20 protein-coding genes and 1 tRNA gene are annotated in these 20,079 nt (G+C 72.0%); 9 read left to right on the top strand and 12 right to left on the bottom strand.

What is annotated here, in order from left to right; genetic code table 11:
* A partial coding sequence (locus MOX02_RS31895; protein ID WP_210250407.1) for a hypothetical protein occupies positions 1-181 on the top strand: 181 nt, incomplete at its 5' end.
* Positions 182-799: 618 nt separating this feature from the next.
* Here MOX02_RS31895 and MOX02_RS26185 read toward each other — a convergent pair.
* From MOX02_RS26185 to leuC, 3 genes are all read right to left on the bottom strand, one after another.
* Complete coding sequence (locus tag MOX02_RS26185) at positions 800-2,356, bottom strand: DUF6538 domain-containing protein (RefSeq protein ID WP_147028751.1); 1,557 nt, start codon at positions 2,354-2,356, stop codon at positions 800-802.
* Between the two features lie 86 nt (positions 2,357-2,442).
* A tRNA-Leu gene (locus tag MOX02_RS26180) sits at positions 2,443-2,527 on the bottom strand.
* Positions 2,528-2,613: 86 nt separating this feature from the next.
* Complete coding sequence (leuC, locus tag MOX02_RS26175) at positions 2,614-4,026, bottom strand: 3-isopropylmalate dehydratase large subunit (protein WP_147028750.1); 1,413 nt, start codon at positions 4,024-4,026, stop codon at positions 2,614-2,616.
* Between the two features lie 330 nt (positions 4,027-4,356).
* Here leuC and MOX02_RS26170 point away from each other — a divergent pair, with 330 nt between their 5' ends.
* Both MOX02_RS26170 and MOX02_RS26165 read left to right on the top strand, forming a co-directional pair.
* Positions 4,357-5,286, top strand: coding sequence for a 2-hydroxyacid dehydrogenase (locus MOX02_RS26170; RefSeq protein ID WP_147028754.1), 930 nt, complete (start codon positions 4,357-4,359; stop codon positions 5,284-5,286).
* Complete coding sequence (locus tag MOX02_RS26165) at positions 5,283-6,080, top strand: AprI/Inh family metalloprotease inhibitor (RefSeq protein WP_238179839.1); 798 nt, start codon at positions 5,283-5,285, stop codon at positions 6,078-6,080. Before MOX02_RS26170 ends, MOX02_RS26165 begins: the two co-directional genes overlap by 4 nt.
* A gap of 32 nt (positions 6,081-6,112) precedes the next feature.
* Here MOX02_RS26165 and MOX02_RS26160 read toward each other — a convergent pair whose 3' ends face one another.
* The 5 genes from MOX02_RS26160 to MOX02_RS26140 all read right to left on the bottom strand — a co-directional run bounded on the left by MOX02_RS26160 (position 6,113) and on the right by MOX02_RS26140 (position 9,562).
* The gene (locus MOX02_RS26160; RefSeq protein ID WP_147028748.1) at positions 6,113-6,670 is read right to left on the bottom strand and encodes a cytochrome b; all 558 of its coding nucleotides are present in this window, start codon (positions 6,668-6,670) and stop codon (positions 6,113-6,115) included.
* Between the two features lie 25 nt (positions 6,671-6,695).
* A complete protein-coding gene (locus tag MOX02_RS26155; RefSeq protein ID WP_147028747.1) occupies positions 6,696-7,496 on the bottom strand; it encodes a TetR/AcrR family transcriptional regulator in 801 nt (266 codons plus the stop codon).
* Positions 7,497-7,611: 115 nt separating this feature from the next.
* Positions 7,612-8,436 carry a pyrroline-5-carboxylate reductase gene (gene proC / locus MOX02_RS26150; protein WP_147028746.1) on the bottom strand — a complete coding sequence of 275 codons (825 nt, stop codon included), beginning with the start codon at positions 8,434-8,436 and terminating at the stop codon, positions 7,612-7,614.
* 13 nt (positions 8,437-8,449) lie between these two features.
* A complete protein-coding gene (locus tag MOX02_RS26145; RefSeq protein WP_147028745.1) occupies positions 8,450-8,959 on the bottom strand; it encodes a type III secretion system chaperone family protein in 510 nt (169 codons plus the stop codon).
* 324 nt (positions 8,960-9,283) lie between these two features.
* Positions 9,284-9,562, bottom strand: a complete 279-nt coding sequence (locus MOX02_RS26140; protein ID WP_147028744.1) for an accessory factor UbiK family protein — start codon at positions 9,560-9,562, stop codon at positions 9,284-9,286.
* Between the two features lie 292 nt (positions 9,563-9,854).
* On the opposite strand from MOX02_RS26140, the gene MOX02_RS26135 reads away from it, so the two are divergent.
* Together MOX02_RS26135 and MOX02_RS26130 are read left to right on the top strand one after the other, a co-directional pair.
* The gene (locus MOX02_RS26135) at positions 9,855-10,577 is read left to right on the top strand and encodes a response regulator (RefSeq protein ID WP_147028743.1); all 723 of its coding nucleotides are present in this window, start codon (positions 9,855-9,857) and stop codon (positions 10,575-10,577) included.
* Positions 10,574-11,986, top strand: coding sequence for an ATP-binding protein (locus MOX02_RS26130; protein WP_147028742.1), 1,413 nt, complete (start codon positions 10,574-10,576; stop codon positions 11,984-11,986). The genes MOX02_RS26135 and MOX02_RS26130 overlap by 4 nt, the downstream gene beginning before the upstream one ends.
* A 19-nt stretch (positions 11,987-12,005) precedes the next feature.
* Here the strand turns inward: MOX02_RS26130 and MOX02_RS26125 are convergent, their stop codons facing one another.
* Positions 12,006-12,662 carry a glutathione S-transferase family protein gene (locus MOX02_RS26125; protein ID WP_147028741.1) on the bottom strand — a complete coding sequence of 219 codons (657 nt, stop codon included), beginning with the start codon at positions 12,660-12,662 and terminating at the stop codon, positions 12,006-12,008.
* Between the two features lie 350 nt (positions 12,663-13,012).
* On the opposite strand from MOX02_RS26125, the gene MOX02_RS26120 reads away from it, so the two are divergent.
* Positions 13,013-14,227, top strand: coding sequence for a polyhydroxyalkanoate depolymerase (locus tag MOX02_RS26120; RefSeq protein ID WP_147028740.1), 1,215 nt, complete (start codon positions 13,013-13,015; stop codon positions 14,225-14,227).
* Between the two features lie 286 nt (positions 14,228-14,513).
* Positions 14,514-14,828, top strand: a complete 315-nt coding sequence (gene rpsU / locus MOX02_RS26115; protein ID WP_147028739.1) for a 30S ribosomal protein S21 — start codon at positions 14,514-14,516, stop codon at positions 14,826-14,828.
* Between the two features lie 125 nt (positions 14,829-14,953).
* On the opposite strand, the gene MOX02_RS26110 is transcribed toward rpsU, so the two are convergent.
* Positions 14,954-15,346 (bottom strand): response regulator, encoded by a 393-nt coding sequence (locus tag MOX02_RS26110; RefSeq protein WP_147028738.1) that lies wholly within the window; start codon positions 15,344-15,346, stop codon positions 14,954-14,956.
* 376 nt (positions 15,347-15,722) lie between these two features.
* Here MOX02_RS26110 and MOX02_RS26105 point away from each other — a divergent pair, with 376 nt between their 5' ends.
* Entirely contained in the window at positions 15,723-16,514 is a 792-nt protein-coding gene (locus MOX02_RS26105) for a class II glutamine amidotransferase (RefSeq protein ID WP_147028753.1), read from the top strand.
* 120 nt (positions 16,515-16,634) lie between these two features.
* The gene (locus MOX02_RS26100) at positions 16,635-18,140 is read left to right on the top strand and encodes an NAD-dependent succinate-semialdehyde dehydrogenase (protein ID WP_238179840.1); all 1,506 of its coding nucleotides are present in this window, start codon (positions 16,635-16,637) and stop codon (positions 18,138-18,140) included.
* Positions 18,141-18,871: 731 nt separating this feature from the next.
* Here the strand turns inward: MOX02_RS26100 and MOX02_RS26095 are convergent.
* Entirely contained in the window at positions 18,872-19,081 is a 210-nt protein-coding gene (locus tag MOX02_RS26095) for a SlyX family protein (protein ID WP_147028737.1), read from the bottom strand.
* Between the two features lie 16 nt (positions 19,082-19,097).
* Entirely contained in the window at positions 19,098-19,970 is an 873-nt protein-coding gene (trhO, locus tag MOX02_RS26090; RefSeq protein WP_170267999.1) for an oxygen-dependent tRNA uridine(34) hydroxylase TrhO, read from the bottom strand.
* Positions 19,971-20,079 lie beyond the last annotated feature (109 nt).

Below are 20,079 nucleotides of genomic sequence, written 5' to 3'. Positions count from 1 at the left end.
AGCAGGAATCCGTTCCGATTTCGTCATCGGATTCGTTGGCGCAACCGTGGGGCAGCACTCATCGAGCGTCCGGACCAACAGCCCACGCCTTAAGCTCGGCCCCGCCCCGCAACAGATCGGCTGCCTCGGTGCCGCTTCGCCGCTGCGCTCTGCACATCCGTCCCGGGCGATCTCTGCCTGAGCATGGATGGCTGCAGGAGCACGAAGCTCCTGCCGGTCGAGCGCAAAACGGCCCTCTCATTCTTGCGATTCCCGTGCGCCCTGCTTGATCGGATGAGCCGATCTGAATGGCGTACGGAGCGTTCCATAATGCGTGGTCGGTGAATGGCCGCTTCGGGCAGCCTGCCGGAAGCGGTTGAATGGCAACTATGGGCGCAATGCGGAACGTCCGCTTGTGGGCGACAACCCAAACCGCAAACCACCCCATTCGGACCTTCAGCCGCGGCAAGTCGAATGTCCGCTTGGGGTCATTCTGAAGCCCTCACCTGGGCCACGCAGATTGTCCGCTTACCCACAGTTCGAGCCTGCGGGATCATGCCGGGCGTTCACAACCGCTGTCAGGCTGACGTGCACTTCAGCGTAAAGCGGACGCGAACACGGATAACAGTTGGCTCAATGAGCCCCCCTTACCCTGGTAAGCGCCGCCATCATCTGTGACGGTCAAGGCCACCACGCGAGTTGCCGTCCGCTCCAATTGTTTGCTACAAACACAGGATCAACGACCCGAGCGAGCCCTTGATTTCGCTTGGGAATTTGGCTTCCATGGCGCTGGAACAGCATCCTGGCGCCCCAGCCGTTCCTATTCCAAAGAGGATAACACCAGCACTGGGATCTTCATCAACTCGCGGTGCAAGGCCGCCATCTCGAACGCGCCGTACTGGTCCGCAACCATGCGGCTGCCATGCCCCATGATGGCGTTCACGATGTCAGGCGCCAATCCATACCGCCGCCCCAGCGTCTTCACGCGGTGGCGCCAGCTGTGGTTCGGCGCTAGTCGCTCATCCGTCAGGCCGAGGCCCCGCACCCAGCGCCCCAGCATCTTCGTGCCGTTGCCGCCGCGCTTGCCGAACTTGTCAGGGCGCAGGTCCGCAAAAAGTGGACCACTCGCAACGCTGTGCGCGAATGCCAGGAAGCCCCTATCGAGGAGAGCCTTATGCAGCGGCACGGCTCGCTCGGAACTCGCGGTCTTCAGCGGCCCGGCCTCCGGATCGAACTTCATGCACCAGATGCCCTCGATCGGACGCACATCCTCGCGCCGCAGCTGGCACACCTCCGAGACCCGCGCACCTGAGTAGGCGCATAGCCAGGGCACCCAGCGCAGGACAGGGTCCGCCTCGCCTAGCGCAGCTCGCAGGACGATAGCGGCCTCCTCGTCACTGAAGCCACGGATGGTTTCAGCAGCCTTCCGCTTCACATCCATGCGGACCCGCTCAGCCGGATTGCTCGTCAGCCGGCGGTTGTCAGCGCCCCACTGCAGGATGGTGCGCACCGCCACAAGCTTGCCATCGCTGATCGTCTTCGGTGCCAAGCCTTTGGCGATCAGCGCCTCCTTCCAGCGGATCACGTCGTCGGGCGTTACCCGCGAAGCGTCCTCATGACCGAGGAAGGTCGCGAACTGCCCAACCGTTCGCTTCCACTCGTAGAGGGTCTTCGGCGCTGGATGCTTCTCGGCTGCCCAGCTCTTAACGAGGAGCTCGAAGTGGATACCGTTCTTGAGAGGTGAAGCGTTCAGCACTTGCGGCACCGCCGGCCTGAAAGTTGCCTCAGCCGTGCCGGACTCGCGCTCTCCGCCGGCATAGCGCGACAATGTAAGGCTGGCTTGCTGGACCGCAGCTGCAATGGCCTTCGCCAGCTTCAGCCGGCTATCCGCGTCAACGATCAGGCCCTGCATTCGGAGCTCGTGGTCGGCCAATGCGTAACACCACTCCCGAAGCTCGTGCACGCGCACGAAACTCGGGTCGCCCGCACAGAAGGCGGCCGCAGGATCTGGCCCCGTGAGATCGAGGGGCGCTAGAGGCGCGAACACCTTCGGGCCGATCTCGACGGGCCAGAAGGTCTGCTGGCTCGGCTCATCGCGGTGCTGGTCGAGCCAGCGGTCGTGGACCGCGGTGGCCACCGCGTGCGCCTCGCGCTCGCTCAGCGTGCGCGGGCCGGCCCGCAAGGACGCCCAGCGCCGCTCGATCTCGGCTAGCGCCTCAGCGTGGCGCTGCCGGGCCTCGTTCGGATCGCGCGTGTTGAGGCTGAGCTTCTCCTCGCGCTTACCGACGAGGGGCCGCAGCGCGTCGGGAACGGCCTTGCGCAGCCAGTAGATGCCGGTCTTGGGGTGCTTCCAGGGACGAGCCATCGCGAGGGGCATCTGTACCACCCGATTGTACCAATCGGGCAGTCCCAACCTGCTGACTCTGCTGGATAACCTTGCGGATCAGCGCTTTAGGCGGCTGATGGTGCCCAGGAAAGGACTCGAACCTTCACCTCTTGCGAGACTGGTACCTGAAACCAGCGCGTCTACCAATTCCGCCACCTGGGCCCGTCGACCGCGTGCGGTCGGCGTTGGCGTTCGTTTAGGGGGCTCGGGCGGAATCGTCAATCGGGATTCCGCCCCGCTTGATGCCTTCAGGCGTGCGGCCACTCGCGGATGTCGACGAAGCGGCCCGCCACGGCCGCCGCGGCCGCCATGGCCGGGGAGACGAGATGCGTGCGCCCGCGCGGACCCTGGCGGCCCTCGAAGTTGCGGTTCGAGGTCGAGGCGCAGCGCTCCTCCGGCCGCAGCTTGTCCGGGTTCATGCCGAGACACATGGAGCAGCCGGGCTCGCGCCAGTCGAAGCCCGCCGACTTGAGGATGCGGTCGATTCCCTCCGCCTCGGCCTGCGCCTTCACGAGGCCGGAGCCGGGCACCACCATGGCCGAGACGCCCGGATGGACCGTGCGCCCCTCGACGATTTTCGCCACCGTCCGCAGGTCCTCGATGCGCCCGTTCGTGCAGGAGCCGATGAAGACCCGGTCGAGGGTGATGTCGGTGATCCGGGTGCCGGGCTGGAGGCCCATATAGGCCAGCGCCTTCTCCTTCGACTGGCGCTTGTTCTCGTCGGCGATGTCGGAAGGATCCGGCACGCGGCCCTGCACGGAGATGACGTCCTCGGGGCTCGTGCCCCAGCTCACCAGCGGCGGCAGGTTGGCCGCGTCGAGCCGCACCTCGCGGTCGAAGCGGGCGCCCTCGTCCGTCAGGAGGCTCTCCCAGTAGCGGCGGGCACGGTCGAAGGCCTCGCCCTTCGGCGCCTTCGGCCGGTCCTTGACGTAGGCGTAGGTGGTCTCGTCGGGGGCTACCATGCCGGCCCGGGCGCCGCCCTCGATCGACATGTTGCAGATCGTCATGCGGCCCTCCATCGAGAGGGCGCGGATCGCCTCGCCCGCGTACTCGATGACGTGGCCGGTGCCGCCCGCGGTGCCGATCTCGCCGATGATCGCCAGGATGATGTCCTTGGCCGTCACGCCCGGCGGAAGGCTGCCGTCGACGGTCACGCGCATGTTCTTCGCCTTGCGCTGCAGCAGCGTCTGGGTGGCGAGCACGTGCTCCACCTCGGAGGTGCCGATGCCGTGGGCGAGCGCGCCGAAGGCGCCGTGCGTCGAGGTGTGGGAATCGCCGCAGACGATGGTCTGCCCGGGCAGCGTGAAGCCCTGCTCCGGACCGATGATGTGGACGATGCCCTGGCGCCGGTCGAGGGCGTCGTAGAACTCGATGCCGAAGTCGCGCACGTTCTCGGCGAGGGCCTCGAGCTGCGTGCGGCTCTCGGGATCCTCGATGCCGAAGCGGCGGTCGGAGGTCTGGACGTTGTGATCGACGACCGCCAGCGTCTTCTCCGGGTGGCGGACCCGGCGGCCGGCCACGCGAAGCCCTTCGAAAGCCTGGGGGCTGGTCACCTCGTGCACGAGGTGCCGGTCGATGTAGAGGAGGCTGGTGCCGTCCGGCTCGACATCGACGACGTGGTCGTCCCAGATCTTGTCGTAGAGGGTGCGGGGGGCGCTCATGGTTCGGGTCGCGTCTGGTGTGGGTTCATCCGGTTGTCGGACCGGCTCCCTTTAGTAGTGTCGCCGGGCGCATTTCGGAAGTGGCGGCGACGGAACCCGAGCGGATGGCAGCCCGGAGGCGACCGCATGAATCCGCATCGTCCCGTGGATTCTCTCTGATGGGCCGCGCCAGATCCGCTCGGCCGGCGCCGGTGGACCGAGGCGCATCGGGCGTCCGGATCGCCTGACGGCCCGGGTGGAGGCGGCTATAAGGAGGCGATCGCCCGCACCGCGCGGCACGCCCCGAGATCCGAGTCCGAGCCGTTGCGTCCCGACCTCCTCCTGCGCCCGATGCAACCTCTCGTCATGGAGGCGCTGGCGCGGGCCTTCCGACTGCAGCGGCTCGACGAGGCAGCCTCGGCGGAGGGCTTCCTCGCGGAGGTCGGCTCGCGGATCCGGGGCATGGCCGTCAACGCGCATGCGCCGGTCGACGCGGCGCTCATCGACCGGCTGCCGAACCTCGAGATCGTGGCGAGCTTCGGCGTCGGCTACGACACGATCGACGTCGCGGCGGCGCGCCGGCGCGGCATCGTCGTCACCAACACGCCGGACGTGCTCTCGGACGAGGTCGCCGACCTCGCCCTCGGCCTTCTCCTCGCGACGGTCCGCCAGATCCCGCAGGCGGACCGCTACCTGCGCGCCGGGCGCTGGCCGGAAAAATCCTTCCCGCTGAGCGCGACCCTGCGCGGCCGGACCGTCGGCATCCTCGGGCTCGGGCGGATCGGGCGGGCCATCGCCCAGCGTCTCGAAGGCTTCGGCGTCGCCGTCGCCTATCATGGCCGGACGCCGCAGGATGTCGCCTACGCCTACCATCCCACGCTTCTCGACCTGGCGCGGGCTTCGGACGTGCTGATGATCGTGGCTCCGGGCGGGCCGGAGACGCGCGGCATCGTGAACGCCGCGGTGCTGCAGGCGCTCGGGCCGGAGGGTATCGTCGTCAACGTCGCCCGCGGCAGCCTGATCGACGAGGCGGCCCTGATCGCGGCGCTGCGGACGGGCACCATCCTCGGAGCGGGCCTCGACGTCTTCGCGGCGGAGCCGCACGTGCCGCCCGAGCTGACGGCGATGGACCACGTGGTGCTCCTTCCGCATGTGGGTTCGGGCTCGGTGCATACCCGCGCCGCTATGGGGCAACTCGTCGTGGACAATCTCACCGCGTGGTTCACCGGCAGGGGACCGCTCACCCCGGTGCCGGAGACGCCCTGGAGCCCACGCCCGTGAAGCGCGCGCTCGCGGTCCTGCTGCTGGTCTCGGGGACGGGGGCTCGGGCGCAGGAGGCGGCCCCGCCCGCCCCACCCTTCGTCCCGAGCCTGCCCGAGACGATCGCGGGCGTGCCGGGCACCTGGGACCTGTCACGCGACGGCAGCACCCGGCGCTGCGTGATGACCCTGACGGGGGAGAGCGGCGAGGCCGGCCGCCGCGTGTTCTTCCCGGCGGGCTGCCGCAAGGCGCTGCCGATCCTGGGCACGGTGGCGGGCTGGCTGTTCACGGACGGGGCGATGCGCCTCGTCGACCGGAACCTGCGGCCCGTCCTGCTCTTCGCCCGCCGCCCGGACCAGCGCAGCCTGCTCGCCCACGCCGAGAGCGGCGAGGCCTACAGCCTCGTGCCGCTGCAGATCCAGGCGATGCGACCGCCCGAGCCGGCGGTGGCGGAGCCCTCGCGCGCGGGCGCTCGCGCGGGCGAGGCGGAAACCCCGGTCGGCCCGGGTCCGGAGGGCGGCCAGGGCCCCGGCCCAGGCGTCTACGCCCTCGACCGATACCAGGACCAGGACGTCTGCCGGCTGTCGCTGGCGCCGGCCGAGGGCGCCTCGGCGCCGGTGCACATCCTCGAGGGCTGCCGGGACAGCGGCGTCGCGATCTTCGACCCGGTGACGTGGCGCTACGCCTCGGGCCGCCTCACCCTCGTGGCCAAGCGCGGCCACGTGGTGAACCTCGTGCCCACCGGCGACGGCCGCTGGCGCCGCGACCCGGAGACGGGCACGACCTTCCTGCTGCGCAAGGTCGAGGCCCCCTGAGGAGCCCCGCGCTGCGCCGACCGGCCCCGCATTCAGGCCGGCGGATCCTGCGCCGGCAGCATCCGCTCGTGCAGGCCGTCGCGGCGGATCGCGACGTGCCAGGCGGTGGCCAGCACGTGCAGGATCACGAGGGCGTAGACCGCCCACTGCCCCACGAGGTGGATCTGCTTGAAGACCGGCTGCAGCGCCTCGTTCTTGTCGAGGCCGGGGACGGTGAAGATCCAGAAATACGGGGTGTCCCGGCCGGCGAGCGCGCTCAGGAGGTAGCCGCTCACCGGCATGATCAGGAAGATCGCGTAGAGGAGCACGTGGTTGGCCCGCCCGAGCAGGGTCAGCGCCGGCGGCGTCCGCGGGTGCGGCGGAGCCGGGTGGATCATCCGCCAGACGATCCGGACGACGACGACGGCCAGGATGGTGAGGCCCACCGACTTGTGCAGCACGAACAGCGTGCCCTTGCTCGGCGCCTCGCGGGCCAGGCTCTCGGCGACCCAGGCGAGCGGCAGCACCGCGAGGACGAGCGCGGCGGTGACCCAGTGAAGGGCCTGCTGCGGGGCGGTGTAGCGCAGGCGCTCCGGCGTGGCGTCCCGCATCGCGTCCCCTCCCCCGCCGCGCGGCTCAGATCGCCGCGGCCGGGTCGCCGCCGAGGGGGTTGCCGTCGTCCTCGTTGCCCGCGTCCCGCCGGTCGCGGCGCGGGCGCCGTTCCAGGAAGGAGCGGCCGAGGGCGCGCAGGGGCGCGGTGAGCCGGCGCAGGTCCTCGGCGCGCTCCATCACCCGCTCGCCGTTGCGGATCTCGCGGTCGAGCCGGGCCATGGTGCGGGCGAGAGCCGGGTCCTCGTCGTCGAGCCAGGTCTCGACGACGCGCGAGAAGGCGATCACGGTGCCCTGCAGCTTGAGCCGGCCGAGGGGCCCCTCCGTGTCGATGCCGGCCGCGGCCAGCATGTAGCGGTGCGAGTTGAGGGCGACCCCGTTGAGGGCGAGCATCGAGAGCGGGTCCGTGCGCAACGCGTAGGCGATGCGCCGCAGGGCCGGCTTGTAGGGCGTCATGGCGTCGAGGCGGCGCATCAGCACGTCGAACAGGCGCTCGCGGGCCGGCTCGTCGGCGAGGTCGGAGGTGTCGCCCTCCAGCACCTTCCGGTCGATCAGGCGCGAGAGGCCCCCGAGCACCGCGCCCTTCGAGGGGAACAGGTCGCGCAGTTCGGCGAGGCTGAGGTTCGCCTCACGGGCGATGTCGCCGAGCTCGATGTCGTTCCAGGGCTGCTCGGCGGCGAGCCGCATCAGGGCCTCGACGGCGGCCTCGCGGGGCGGCAGCTTCGGCGCCTGCGCGCCGGTCTCGGCGCCGGTCCCGGCACCCTTCTCGCCGCCTCTGGAGGCCGCGGCCTTCGTGCTCCTGCCCTTCGGGCTCCCGGACTTCTCCATCGCGTACCGCTCCTCGCGCGTCCCACTCCCCGTCGATCGTGACCATCAATGTAAGCGCGATTTCCCGAAGGCGACCCCGCGGGGGCAAGAAAAAACGCCGCGGGGGGCCTCGGCTTCAGCCGGCGAGCTCGCCCGCCCGGCGCTTGGCCGCGGCCACCGCCTCCCGCAGGAGGGCGGGCATGCCGTCGGCCCGCATCAGGACGTCGAGGGCCGCCGCGGTGGTGCCGCCGGGCGAGGTCACGTTGCGCCGCAATTGGGCCGCCTCCGTCGCCTCGGCGTCGAGGAGCGCCCCGGATCCGGCGACCGTCGCCCGCGCCAGGCGCCCGGCAATCTCCGCGGAAAGGCCCGCCGCGACGCCGGCCTCCGCCAGCGCCTCGGCCAGGAGGAAGACGTAGGCGGGCCCCGACCCCGAGACCGCCGTCACGGCGTCGATGAGCCCCTCGTCGTCGAGCCACTCGACGAGGCCGCTCGCGGAGAGCAGCGCGTCGGCGAGGCCGCGCTGGGCCGGCGTCACCTCGGGGCTCGCGGCGGCGCCGGTCGCGCCCCGGCCGATGCTGGCCGGCAGGTTCGGCATGGCGCGCACCACGGCGCGGGCGCCGGGCAGGCGCGCCTTGAGGTCGGCGATGGTCTTGCCGGCGAGGATCGAGACGACGAGGCTGCCAGGCGCGATCAGGGGCGCCAGGGCCGGCGCCGCGGCCGCGAGCCCCTGCGGCTTGATCGCGAGGACGACGGCCTCCGCGGCGGGCGGTGCGGCCGGGTTGAGGGCGAGGCCGCGGGCCGCGCAGAGCTCGGCGATCTCGGGCGATGGCGCGGGCTCGACGATGGCGGTGCGCGCCGGATCAAGGCCGCCCGCCAGCCAGCCGGAGAGCATGGCGCCCCCCATCTTTCCCGCCCCGACGAGGGTCAGGGAGGCGGGCAAACGGCTCTGTGTCCCGGACATCGGCGTGAGGCCCCTACGCCTCGCCCTCGGTCTCGAACAGCACGGCGTCGAGGGCCTCCCGCGCCGGCTTGCCGGCCCAGAGCACGAACTGGAACGCCTGGAAGTAGCGCTCGCAGGCCTCGACCGCCGATTTGAGCATCATGCCGCATTGCGGATGCGTCGGGGCGACGCCGCCGGCCAGCAGGAGCGCGTGGCGGAACATGACCACGTTGTCGGTGGACCAGAGGTCGAAATGGCCGATCCAGAGCTGCTCGTTGACGAGGGAGACGAGCTTCAGCACCTCCTGGCGCCGCCGCTCCGGCACCTTGAGATCGAAGGCGCAGGCCACGTGCAGGGCCTCCATGTCCTCGATCCAGGTGAAGGCGACGTGGTACTCCGCCCAGCGGCCCGAGACCGAGACCGACATCTCGTCCGTCTCGGCCCGGTCGAAGATCCAGTCGCGCAGCGAGGCGAGGCGCTCCACCACGTCGAGCGGATGCTCGAGCCGGTCATGATCTTCGGTGTCGACGTGGAGCTGGGTCATGGCGATCCGGGCTGCCGGCCGGGAGGGCCGCAGCGGCAGGGTGAGAACAAGAAACCGGAGCGTCCAAGCGCGCCGCGACAAGGTGAGAGCCGACCCGGCAAGGATCAGCGCGGATGCGGCGAAAGCTTAGGCGTTCATGGTCTTCGGCGAATCAGGCGAATCAGTGGGTCCCTGACTATAGACCGCGCCGGACTCGCGTTTCAAAGCGGGCATCGCGGCCGGTGAACAGGAAAGGCCCTATCCACCGCTGCTTCCTGTGCACAAACCGGAGGCGGTGGACAGGTCGGGCGGAGCCCCTTGCCGCCGCAAACGGCGCGCCCTGCGTCAGACTGACTCGGTGGTGCCCGCCGTCGCCTCGGGTCCGAGCTTGGCCTCGAGCGCGGCCACCCGCGCCGCGAGTCCGTCGTTCTGCGCACGCAGCGTCGTCACGAGGTCGCGCAGCACGTCGACCTCCTCCCGCGAGGCGATGTCCATGTCGCGGATCAGCCGCTCGAACTGCGCCTTGAAGACGCTCTCCGCCTCGCGGCGCACGCCCTGCGCGGCGCCGGCCGCGTCGGTCATCAGGCGGGCGAAATCGTCGAACAGGCGGTTGGAGGTCTGCATCGTCCGTCTCCCGGAAGCGAACGCGGCCGCGGACGCGGCACGCGCCCGTGACTGCGCGGATGGTCGGGCGCCGGAGCGAGGCGCCGCCTCACCGGGACATAGGAATCCGCGGACTCCGCGGCAATCCGCGGGCGCGCTCCGTGCGCCCGCGGCACCCCGGCCGTCCACAGCGCGCAAGGGCCGGAATCGCCAGGGAAACAGCCGGTTACAAAATTGGACGGCCCACCCGGTTCCGCTGGCTTGGCCGCGCAGGGCATAAAGGCGCCTCGAGCCGCACACGTCGAAACGGCCCATGACGACGCCTCCCACGCCCCACATCCTCCTCGTGGAGGACGATCGCGAGATCAGCTCCCTCGTCGCCCGCTACCTGCGCGCCAACGAGTGCCGCGTCAGCCTCGCCGGGGACGGGCGCGAGATGGACCGCATCCTGTCGGACGCCCGCGTGGACCTCATCGTGCTCGACCTGATGCTGCCCGGCGAGGACGGGCTCAGCCTGTGCAGGCGGCTGCGGCGCTCCTCCTCGATCCCGATCCTGATGCTCACCGCGAAGTCGGAGGAGATCGACCGGATCATCGGGCTGGAGCTCGGCGCCGACGACTACCTCGCCAAGCCCTTCAACCCGCGCGAGCTCCTGGCGCGGATCCGCGCGATCCTGCGACGGGGCGCGGCGGCCGAGACCGCGGGCGAGGACGGGGCGCGGCGCCTGCACTTCGCGGGCTGGACCCTCGACGTCTCGCTGCGGCAGGTCCTGAGCCCGGAGGGGGCGCGCATCGCCATCACGGGGGCCGAGTTCGACCTGCTCCACGCCCTCTGCCTGCGGCCCGGCCGGGTGCTCTCCCGCGATCAGCTCCTCGACCTCACGCAGGGCCGCGCCGCCGGCCCGTTCGAGCGCAGCATCGACGTGCTGATCAGCCGGATCCGCCAGAAGATCGAGCAGGATTCGCGCAATCCCGAAATCATCCGTACGATCCGCTCCGGGGGCTACCTGTTCACCCCGGACGTGACCCGGTCATGACCGCACGAGTTCTGCTGCCGCGCATGATGGCACGCCTGCGCCCCCGCAGCGTCGCGGGGCAGATCGCGCTCCTCGTCGTCGCCGCGATCGCGGTGGCCCACGTCGTCGCCACGGTCGCCTTCGTGCTCCTGCGGGAGCCCTGGCGGCCGGACGACCATCCGGGCGTGGCGGCCAACCGCCTCGCCACCGTCGCCCGCCTGCTCGACGGGGCCGAGCCCGAGGAGCGCGCCGCGCTGCTGCGCAACGCCGCCCGCTCCCTGCCGACCCTGCGGCTCGCCCCCTGGGACGGGAACGCGCCGGGCGCGGGCGCCGAGGATCTCGACGGGCACCCCATCGTCGGGCGCCTGCGGGACGGGTTCGGGCGCCCGCTCGCCGTCGTCGACCTCGCTCCCGGCGAGGGCCGGCGGGAGGCGCTGCGGCTCGGCATCGTGACACCCGGGGGCGCCGTCCTCTCGGCGAGCCTGCCCGACGAGCCCCTGCGCTCCCCGCGGCAAGGGGCGGTGATCTTCACGGTCGTGTTCCTCGGCCTGACGCTGACCCTCCTCTGCGTCTGGGCGGCGCGGGCGCTGACGGCGCCGCTGGCGCGCCTCGCCGTCGCGGCCGAGGCGTTCGGCGCCCGCAACGACATCGTCGCCCTGCCCCAGCGCGGACCCGAGGAGGTGCTGGCCGTCTCCCGCGCCCTGGAGCGGATGCGCGAGCGGGTCCGGCGCCTCCTCGACGACCGCACCCAGATGCTCGCCGCGATCAGCCACGACCTGCGCACGCCGATCACCCGGCTGCGGCTGCGGGCCGAGTTCATCGAGGACGAGCACGCCCGCACCATGACCTTGCGCGACCTCGACCAGATGAACGGCCTCGTCGAGGCGGCCCTCTCCTACGTCCGCGACGGGCAGGGCACCGAGGCCGGGCAGATGGTGCTCGTCGACCTCGCCTCCGTGGTGCAGACCGTCTGCGACGGGTTCAGCGACATCGGCGCCGACGTCCAGGTCGAGCGGGCGCGGCACCTCTTGGTGCGCGGCCGGCCGGACGAGCTGCAGCGGGCGCTGACGAACCTCGTCGAGAACGCGGTGAAGTACGGCGGCTCGGCCGTGCTGCGGATGGACGGCGGCCCGCGCGGCGCGGCGGTCGAGGTCTGCGACCGGGGCCCCGGCATCCCGGAGGCCGAGCGCGAGGCGATGCTGCAGCCCTTCGTGCGCGGCGACCGCGCCCGCAATCTCAACGAGGCGAGCGGCTTCGGCCTCGGCCTCTCGATCGTGCTCGCCATCGCCGAATCCCACCAGGGGCGCCTCGTCCTGGCCAACCGGCCGCGGGGCGGGCTCCGCGCCCGGTTCGAGCTGCCCTCCGCCGCGCAGGCCATGCCGCCCGGCGACACGCGGCCCGCGGCGCCCGCCCCCCTCGCCGCCGAGTAGGGCCGGCCTGGAGCTCCCTTCAGAACTCCATGTCGAGCTCCTCGATCTCCTCCGGCTCCTGCATGGCCGCCTCGGTCCACTCGGCCATCAGGGACCAGGAGAGGATGGTGTCGCGGTAGGCGTTGGCGCGCGGCGGCAGCGCCACGTCGTAGGTGCGGAAGCGCGTGCAGACCGGCGCGTACATGGCGTCGGCGAGCGTCGGGCGCTCGCCGAACAGGTAGGGCCCGTCGCAGCCCGTGAGGCACTCGTCGAAGATCGCCACGATCCGCTCGATGTCGCCCTTGGCGCCGTTGAAGATCTTGAAGTTCGGGTGGTGCGCCTTGAGGTTCATCGGGAGCGCGGAGCGCAGGTTGATGAAGCCGCCGTGCATCTCCCCCGCGATGGAGTGGCAGTGGGCGCGGGCCGCGACGTCCTTCGGCAGCAGGCCGGCATCCGGGTAGAGCTCGCTCAGGTACTGCGCGATCGCCAGGGTGTCCCACACCGCCACGCGGCCGTGCTGCAGGCGCGGCACCAGGAAGGAGGGCGAGAGATGCAGGAGCTCCGCCCGCGTCGAGGCGTCGGAGCCCGACAGAACCTCGGTCTCGAAATCGAGCCCGGCCATCCGGCAGACCAGCCAACCGCGCAGCGACCAGGACGAGTAGTTCCGGCTTGAGATCGTCAGCGTCGCCGCAGCCATCGCGCTTCCCCTCGGGCGTGTCGTTGCCTCAGACGGGCCGAATCAAGACTCGTGCCGCGCTCAAGCTTGGCACCGGCCGGCGCAGGATCCGTGACGGCGGCGGCCCGACCCGGGGCCCCGCGCGGCCATCCCGGGCCCCGAATCAATGTCTGGCACGGCTTCTGCAATCTTGCGCCGGTGATGCAGCGGAACAACAGCCTGCGGCTTCGTACTTTTTGCCGGTTGCGGCCGTACCTCGCCCGGCTAATCCTTGGCGCGCAATGAACATGCAGCGCACAGAGGCGTGGCTGCCCTCTCCCACGGCCGTGACCGCCCTCCCCGAGGGCTCCTCACGCACGCGAGCCCGCCCCATGCTGTACGATGCGTTCGAGGTGCAGGCCGACTTCGCGGAGCAGACCCGGGCCTGGGGTCGCGTCCTGCACGACGCCATCTCGCCCTGGACGCGGGCGGGCTTCCGCGAGCCGGCGACCTGGTGGGCGGCCGGCGCCCGCATGATGATGCGCGCCGGGCTGACCTTCGCGCGGCCGCCCTTCGGGATCTCGGGCGTGCGGGTCGGCAACCGCGACGTGCCGGTGATCGAGGAGCCGGTCGCCGCGACGCCCTTCGGCACGCTGCTGCGCTTCCGCAAGGACGTCGCCAGCCCGCAGCCGAAGGTGCTGGTGGTGGCCCCGCTCTCCGGCCACTTCGCCACGCTCCTGCGCGGCACCGTGCGGACCCTGCTGCCGGACCACGACGTCTACATCACGGACTGGCACAACGCCCGCGACGTGCCGCTCTCGGCCGGCCGCTTCGGCTTCGACGACTACGTGGACCACCTCGTCCAGTTCCTCGAGACGATGGGCGAGGGCTCGCACATGCTGGCGGTCTGCCAGCCGGCGGTGCAGGCGCTGGCCGCCGCCGCCGTGATGGCTGAGACCCGCAACCCCGCCGCGCCCCGCTCGATGACGCTGATGGCCGGCCCGGTCGACTGCCGCATCAGCCCGACCGCGGTGAACGACCTCGCCACCTCGAAGCCGATCGCGTGGTTCGAGAAGAACCTGATCTCCACCGTGCCGCAGCGCCACCGCGGCGCGGGCCGCCGCGTCTATCCCGGCTTCGTGCAGGTCTCGGCCTTCGTGTCGATGAACGCCAAGCGGCACATGCAGGGCCACGCGGACCTGTTCTGGCACCTCGCCAACGGCGAGACCGAGAAGGCGCACGCCATCGAGACCTTCTACGACGAGTACTTCGCGGTGCTCGACCTCGCGGCGGAGTTCTACCTCGAGACCGTGCAGATGGTGTTCCAGGACTACACCCTCGCCAAGAACGAGCTCACCTACCGGGGCGAGCCGATCGACATGCGGGCGATCCGGCGCACCGCCCTGATGACCGTCGAGGGCGAGCGGGACGACATCTGCGCGGTGGGCCAGACCATGGCGGCCCACGACCTCTGCACCGGCCTGCCGCCGCACATGAAGAGCCACCACCTCCAGGCCGGCGTCGGCCATTACGGGGTGTTCTCGGGCCGCAAGTGGGAGGCGCAGACCTACCCGCTGGTGCGCAACTTCATCCAGTCGCACAGCTGAACCGCCGGAACGGAAGCCCCGGACGGGCCGGGACGCGCCGCCCGCGCAACACCCCCGCCCTCCTCTCCGCCCGCCCCACCTGCCCGGTTGGAACTCGCACGCGCTTCGTGTATGGGATCGGGTCAGGTGTGAATTTCGCGCCGATTCGAGTCCGTTCGATCGACGTCCCTCCCGGGTGCCTCCCGGGACAGGGGCGTTCGTCGGTTTCCTGGCCAAGGAATGAGGCCGAGGCCGGACCTCGACGTCGGCGCTGCCCGAAAACAGATGTTCTAGAGGATCAAGACCGTTGCAGGTACTCGTTCGCGACAACAACGTCGATCAGGCGCTCCGCGTCCTCAAGAAGAAGATGCAGCGTGAAGGCATCTTCCGCGAGATGAAGCAGCGCAAGGCCTACGAGAAGCCCTCCGTCCGCAAGGCGCGCGAGAAGGCCGAGGCCGTCCGCCGCGCCCGCAAGCAGGCGCGCAAGACCGCCATCCGCGAGGGCCTGATCGCCGCCCCGAAGCCGAAGCCCCGCTTCGGCGCCGGCCCGCGCCGCCCCGGCCTGCCCTCGACGAGCGCCGCCCCGCAGGCGCAGCAGAGCACCGGCACCGCCAGCGCCTAAGCGGGCGACGCGCGGGCCGCCGTCGCGGCCTGCCCCTCCCGCCGAGAGCCGTTCAGCCGGAACCGGCTTGCCAGAACCTGCCTGCGAGAAGGCCCGGCCGCCCTGCGGCGCGGGCCTTCTCGCGTTCAGGCGGCCCGCGCGGCGTCCGTGGCGTGCTCCGCCTGGACCAGCACGTCGAAGGCCCGCCAGGGCTTCTGCATGAAGACGGCGTTCGAGGGCAGGTCGGCGTTGCGGCCCTCGTCGTAGCCCGAGGTCACGACCACGCGGACCTCCGGCCAGCGGCTCTCGACCGTGCGGGCGAGCGAGATCCCGTCCATGCGGCCCGGCAGGCGCACGTCGGCGAAGAGCAGCGCGACGGTGAGGTCGGCCCGCTCCAGGACGGAGATGGCCGCCTCCGCGCTCTCGCACGCGATCACGTCGAGATCGGTCTCCTCCAGGACGGCGGCGGCGAGGTCGCGCACCGCGGTGTCGTCCTCGACCACGAGAGCGACCGGACATGCGGGCAGATCTTGGCCCATGTAGCCTCCTCTTCGAGTTGTGTGTGATGCCTCGGGACACGCGCGGGCCGCGACTGCCGCTGATTCCCGTCGCGCCCATGCTGCGCCGGCCTCGGTCAACCGGCAAGAGTGCGAATTCTTTCCGCGTGGCGGTTCGAAAATGTCGCGCCGCCGCCGCCTTGCCGCCGCGGGAGCCGGCCCCGGCGCCATGCTCGTGCCACGGGCGGGCCCCAGTGTCCGGCGATCCGGGGGCTGCCCGCATGCTGCGGTGCATTAACCATCCGTTCACCGCGACGGACTGAATGTTACGCTTGTGTGAAGGCGCGGCTCCCGAAACGGAACGGCCCTTGCTTGACCGTTCCAGAGTCCGCGCGTCCGACAGGGGGTGTCCGTCGCCATGTGCCGCTTCCTCGCCTACAGCGGTGAACCGGTCTTCCTCTCCGACCTGGTCTGCGCCCCGACGCACTCGCTGGTGCACCAGTCGCTCCACGCGGCCGAGGCGAAGACCGAGACGAACGGCGACGGCTTCGGCATCGGCTGGTACGGCGAGCGGCCCGAGCCCGGCATCTACCGGGACGTCTCGCCCGCCTGGTCCGACGAGAACCTCGTCAACCTCTGCCGCCAGGTCCGGGCCCGGACCTTCTTCGCCCATGTCCGCGCCGCCACCGGCACCGCCACGAGCCGGGCGAACTGCCACCCGTTCGTGCACGGCCGGCACATGTTCATGCACAACGGGCAGATCGGCGGCTACCACCGCATCAAGCGGCGGCTGGAGGCGCTGATCCCGGACGCGCTCTACGACGGGCGCCGCGGCACCACGGATTCCGAGGCGATCTTCCTGCTGGCGCTCGCCAACGGGCTGATCGAGGACCCGATCGGCGCGATGGCCGGGACCCTCTCCACGATCCGCGACCTGATGCGGGCGGCGGGCATCGCCGAGCCCCTGCGCTTCACGGCGCTCCTCACCGACGGCGAGCGCCTGACCGCCTACCGCTGGGCCTGCGACGGCCGCCCGCCCAGCCTCTACTACCGCCAGAGCGAGACCGGCCTCGTCGTCGTCTCGGAGCCCATCGACGGCTGCCGCGAGGGCTGGCGGGTGGTGCCGACGGGCGGCACCCTGCAGGCGCGCGGCGGCGAGGTGACCCTGGCGGAGGGCCCCGAGGCGCTGCGGGAGCGGATCGCCGCCTGAGGCGGCCGGGCGCCCTGACGCATCTGCCGGGCTGTCCGCGGGACGGCTTGCCGCCTCCCGGCACGGGTCTAAAACAGCCTCCTGCCGGCGCCGGGGCCGGCCGAGCAGGATGGATGGGCCATGACCGTTGCGATGACGGGTGCCGAGACGGGTGCCGAGAGGGGTGCCGCGACGGGGTCCTCGGGGGCCGCCGGCTACGCGGACGTCGATCTGCACATCGCCGGGCGCTGGCGGGGCGGCGCCGGGGACGAGCGGCGCCCGGTGCTGAACCCGGCCACCGGCGAGACGATCGGCCACCACGCCGTGGCGGCGCGAGACGACCTCGACGCGGCGCTGGCGGCGGCCGAGCGCGGCTTCGCGGCCTGGCGCAGGGTCTCGCCGATCGAGCGGTCCAAGGTCCTGCGGCGGGCCGCCGACCTCCTGCGGGAGCGCGCCGAGGCCATCGCCCGCACGATGACGCTGGAGCAGGGCAAGCCGCTCGCCGAGGCGCGGCTGGAGGTGCAGGTCGCCGCCGACGTCACCGACTGGTTCGCGGAGGAGGGCAAGCGCACCTACGGCCGCGTCATCCCCGCCCGCCAGGACGGCGTGATGCAGATCGTGCTGCGCGAGCCGATCGGCCCGGTGGCCTGCTTCACGCCCTGGAACTTCCCGCTCAACCAGGCGGTGCGCAAGGTCGCCGCCGCCCTCTGCACCGGCTGCTCGGTGATCCTGAAGGGCCCCGAGGACACGCCGGCCTCCTGCGCCGAGCTGGTGCGGGCCTATCTCGACGCGGGCCTACCGGGCGACGCGCTCTCCCTCGTCTACGGCGACCCGGCGGCGATCTCCGGCTACCTGATCCCGCACCCGGTCGTGCGGAAGATCTCGTTCACGGGCTCGACGGCGGTGGGCAAGGAGCTCGCGGCGCTCGCCGGGCGCCACATGAAGCGGGTGACGATGGAGCTCGGCGGCCACGCCCCGGCGATCGTGTTCGAGGACGCGGACGTCGAGAAGGCGGTCTCGGTGCTCGGCGCCAACAAGTTCCGCAACGCGGGCCAGGTCTGCGTGGCGCCGACCCGCTTCCTCGTCCACGAGAGCGTGTTCGACCGCTTCCTCGACGGCTTCGTCGCCCTCGCGGAGGGGCTGACGGTGGGCGACGGGCTCGACCCCGCCACGAAGATGGGCCCGCTGATCCACGGCCGCCGGCTCGAGGCGATGGAGAGCCTCGTGGCCGACGCCACCGCGGCCGGCGCCACCGTGCGCACCGGCGGCAAGCGCATCGGCAACCGCGGCAACTTCTTCGAGCCGACCGTGCTCACCGACGTGCCGCTCTCCGCCCGGCTGATGAACGAGGAGCCGTTCGGCCCGGTGGCCGCCGTGCAGCGCTTCTCGGACGACGAGGCGGCGCTCGCCGAGGCGAACCGCCTCCCCTACGGGCTCGCCGCCTACGCCTACACCCGCTCGGCCGAGCGCGCCGCCAGGGCCGCGGCGCGGATCGAGAGCGGCATGCTCGGCATCAACCACCACGGCCTCGCCGTGCCGGAGACGCCCTTCGGCGGCGTCAAGGATTCGGGCTACGGCAGCGAGGGCGGCACCGAGGCGCTGGAGGGCTACCTCGTCACGAAGTTCGTGAGCCAGGCGGGGGCCTGAGCCCCGCACGGCCCGGCGGGCGCGGCCGGCCCTCACGGGACCCGGCGCGCGCGGCGGCGCGCCGGCGGCGCAGCGGTCCGGGGGTCGCTCGCGGTAACGCGGCCGCATGCCTCGACGCCTCCACCGTTGGCGGCCCCCTTCCGCGGCGGCTGCCTGCTCCGGGCGCCTGGTCCGGGTGCCTCTCGGGCGACCGGCCGGGCGGTCTCACGGGGCGACGGCGCCGCGCCGGCCGGAATCGCGGGCAGGCGCGCGCGCCGCGCCGGCCTCGCGCGGCCGGCACGTTCGGGAGGGGACGCGGGACGCCGCGGGACCCTGAGATGTGTTGCGCTGCGGATACCGATCCCCCGGCGTCCCGCGGCCGTCCGCCCCTCTCGGGGCGTCGGGCCGTCTCGCGTCGCGGTTCTTACCCTGTCACACGCTATCGACCCCGTTCGAGGACCGCCGAGCGGCCCTGTGCGGATCTTCCTCGCCGCACCGGACCCGGCTGAACGGGTCCGCGACCGGTCATCTGGAGGCCGCCGGCCGGGTCGGGACCCGGGCCGCCGGCCCTGCGTCGCGCGAGCGCCCGGGCCGGGGGCGACCGAAGCCACCGGCGGCGGGACCGCCCTGCCGCCCCGACCCGCCCGGTCGGCCACCGGAGGGCGCCCTGCTGTGCGGCGGCAGGTGCGGGATTGAAAGCACGATCTAGGAATTCTGTCAAGAACAAAACAGGCACGAGCCGGCCTTTCCCCTCAGTAATGGGGCGGGGGCGGCTCCGGGGCGCGGGGATCGGTGCGGGCGGCCGCCTCCTCGACGTGCTCGGTGAGGACGGCGACCTGCCGGGTGAGGCGGTCGATGATGCGCCACTGCTCGGTGATCGTGCGGTTGAGATCCTCGATCACGAGGTCCTGCTCGGTGAGCCGCGCCTCCAGGCGGTCGATGCGGGCGCCGTCGTCGCTCATGCTCATGTCTCCGAACTCATGCCTCCGAACTCATGTCTCCGAACTCTTGCCTCCGAACTCTTGCCCCGGAGTCGATGCCCCTGAGTTGATGCCCCCGAGCTCGCGCCCCGGGCCCGGCCCCGGACGCCGCCGGCCGGGCGCCGAGGGCCTCCGGCGGATGGTCGGGCCGCTCCTCCAGCCCGTGCCCGAGGGCGATGCGCCCGTCGAACACGAAGCAGTCGCCGCGCCAGCGGCTCTCGGCCTCCGGCACCGTCTCCAGGTATTTCAGGATGCCGCCCCGGAGCAGGTGCACGCGGGCGAAGCCCCGCGACCGGAGATAGGCGCCCGCCTTCTCGCAGCGGATGCCGCCGGTGCAGAACAGGGCGATCTCGGGCTCGTCCCGCGGGTCGAGCCGGTCCGCGTAGGCGCGGAAGTCGGTGAAGCGCGCGAGCCCCGGATCCTCGGCGCCCCGGAAGCTGCCCAGCGCCACCTCGAAGCGGTTGCGGGTGTCCACGAGGCGCAGGCCCGGCCGGTCGAGGAGGCCGTTCCAGTCCTCCGGCGCGACCTGGGTGCCGACGTCGCCGGTCGGGTCGGTGGCGCCGGCATCGAAGGTGACGATCTCGGGCTTGCACCTCACCTTCAGGTGCCGGAACGGCGCGCCCTCCGCCCGCGACAGCTTGCACTCGAGGGCGTCGAGGCGCCCGCAGAGCAGCGGGCCGGCGCGGAGCGCGGCGAGGAAGGCCCCGACGGCCTCGTCCGAGCCCGCCACCGTGCCGTTGATGCCCTCGCGGGCGAGGAGCAGCGTCCCGGTGAGCCCGAGCCCCTCGCACAGCGCCCGCAGCGGCGCGACGAGGGCCTCCGCGTCGGGGAGCGGCGTGAACTGGTAGAGGGCGGCGACGGTGTGGGGCATCGCCCGGGGGTTTAGCAGGGGATCGCGGGCGAGGACACGGGTCCGCCCCCGCCTCTCCCGTCCGGGAGAGGGAGCCCGCGCCCGACCTGTGACGGTCATGGCAGGAGGC

Source organism: Methylobacterium oxalidis (assembly GCF_007992195.1).
Lineage (GTDB): Bacteria > Pseudomonadota > Alphaproteobacteria > Rhizobiales > Beijerinckiaceae > Methylobacterium > Methylobacterium oxalidis.
The sequence above is the reverse complement of the archived record's forward strand: the minus strand, read 5'-3'. Positions and strand labels throughout refer to the sequence as shown.

Coding starts and splice junctions, on each gene's coding strand:
- MOX02_RS26185 (WP_147028751.1), bottom strand. CDS start 2,356: ATGCCCCTCGCGATGGCTCGTCCCTGGAAGCACCCCAAGACCGGCATC.
- leuC (WP_147028750.1), bottom strand. CDS start 4,026: ATGAGCGCCCCCCGCACCCTCTACGACAAGATCTGGGACGACCACGTC.
- MOX02_RS26170 (WP_147028754.1), top strand. CDS start 4,357: ATGCAACCTCTCGTCATGGAGGCGCTGGCGCGGGCCTTCCGACTGCAG.
- MOX02_RS26160 (WP_147028748.1), bottom strand. CDS start 6,670: ATGCGGGACGCCACGCCGGAGCGCCTGCGCTACACCGCCCCGCAGCAG.
- MOX02_RS26155 (WP_147028747.1), bottom strand. CDS start 7,496: ATGGAGAAGTCCGGGAGCCCGAAGGGCAGGAGCACGAAGGCCGCGGCC.
- proC (WP_147028746.1), bottom strand. CDS start 8,436: ATGTCCGGGACACAGAGCCGTTTGCCCGCCTCCCTGACCCTCGTCGGG.
- MOX02_RS26145 (WP_147028745.1), bottom strand. CDS start 8,959: ATGACCCAGCTCCACGTCGACACCGAAGATCATGACCGGCTCGAGCAT.
- MOX02_RS26140 (WP_147028744.1), bottom strand. CDS start 9,562: ATGCAGACCTCCAACCGCCTGTTCGACGATTTCGCCCGCCTGATGACC.
- MOX02_RS26135 (WP_147028743.1), top strand. CDS start 9,855: ATGACGACGCCTCCCACGCCCCACATCCTCCTCGTGGAGGACGATCGC.
- MOX02_RS26130 (WP_147028742.1), top strand. CDS start 10,574: ATGACCGCACGAGTTCTGCTGCCGCGCATGATGGCACGCCTGCGCCCC.
- MOX02_RS26125 (WP_147028741.1), bottom strand. CDS start 12,662: ATGGCTGCGGCGACGCTGACGATCTCAAGCCGGAACTACTCGTCCTGG.
- MOX02_RS26120 (WP_147028740.1), top strand. CDS start 13,013: ATGCTGTACGATGCGTTCGAGGTGCAGGCCGACTTCGCGGAGCAGACC.
- MOX02_RS26110 (WP_147028738.1), bottom strand. CDS start 15,346: ATGGGCCAAGATCTGCCCGCATGTCCGGTCGCTCTCGTGGTCGAGGAC.
- MOX02_RS26105 (WP_147028753.1), top strand. CDS start 15,723: ATGTGCCGCTTCCTCGCCTACAGCGGTGAACCGGTCTTCCTCTCCGAC.
- MOX02_RS26100 (WP_238179840.1), top strand. CDS start 16,635: ATGACCGTTGCGATGACGGGTGCCGAGACGGGTGCCGAGAGGGGTGCC.
- MOX02_RS26095 (WP_147028737.1), bottom strand. CDS start 19,081: ATGAGCGACGACGGCGCCCGCATCGACCGCCTGGAGGCGCGGCTCACC.
- trhO (WP_170267999.1), bottom strand. CDS start 19,970: ATGCCCCACACCGTCGCCGCCCTCTACCAGTTCACGCCGCTCCCCGAC.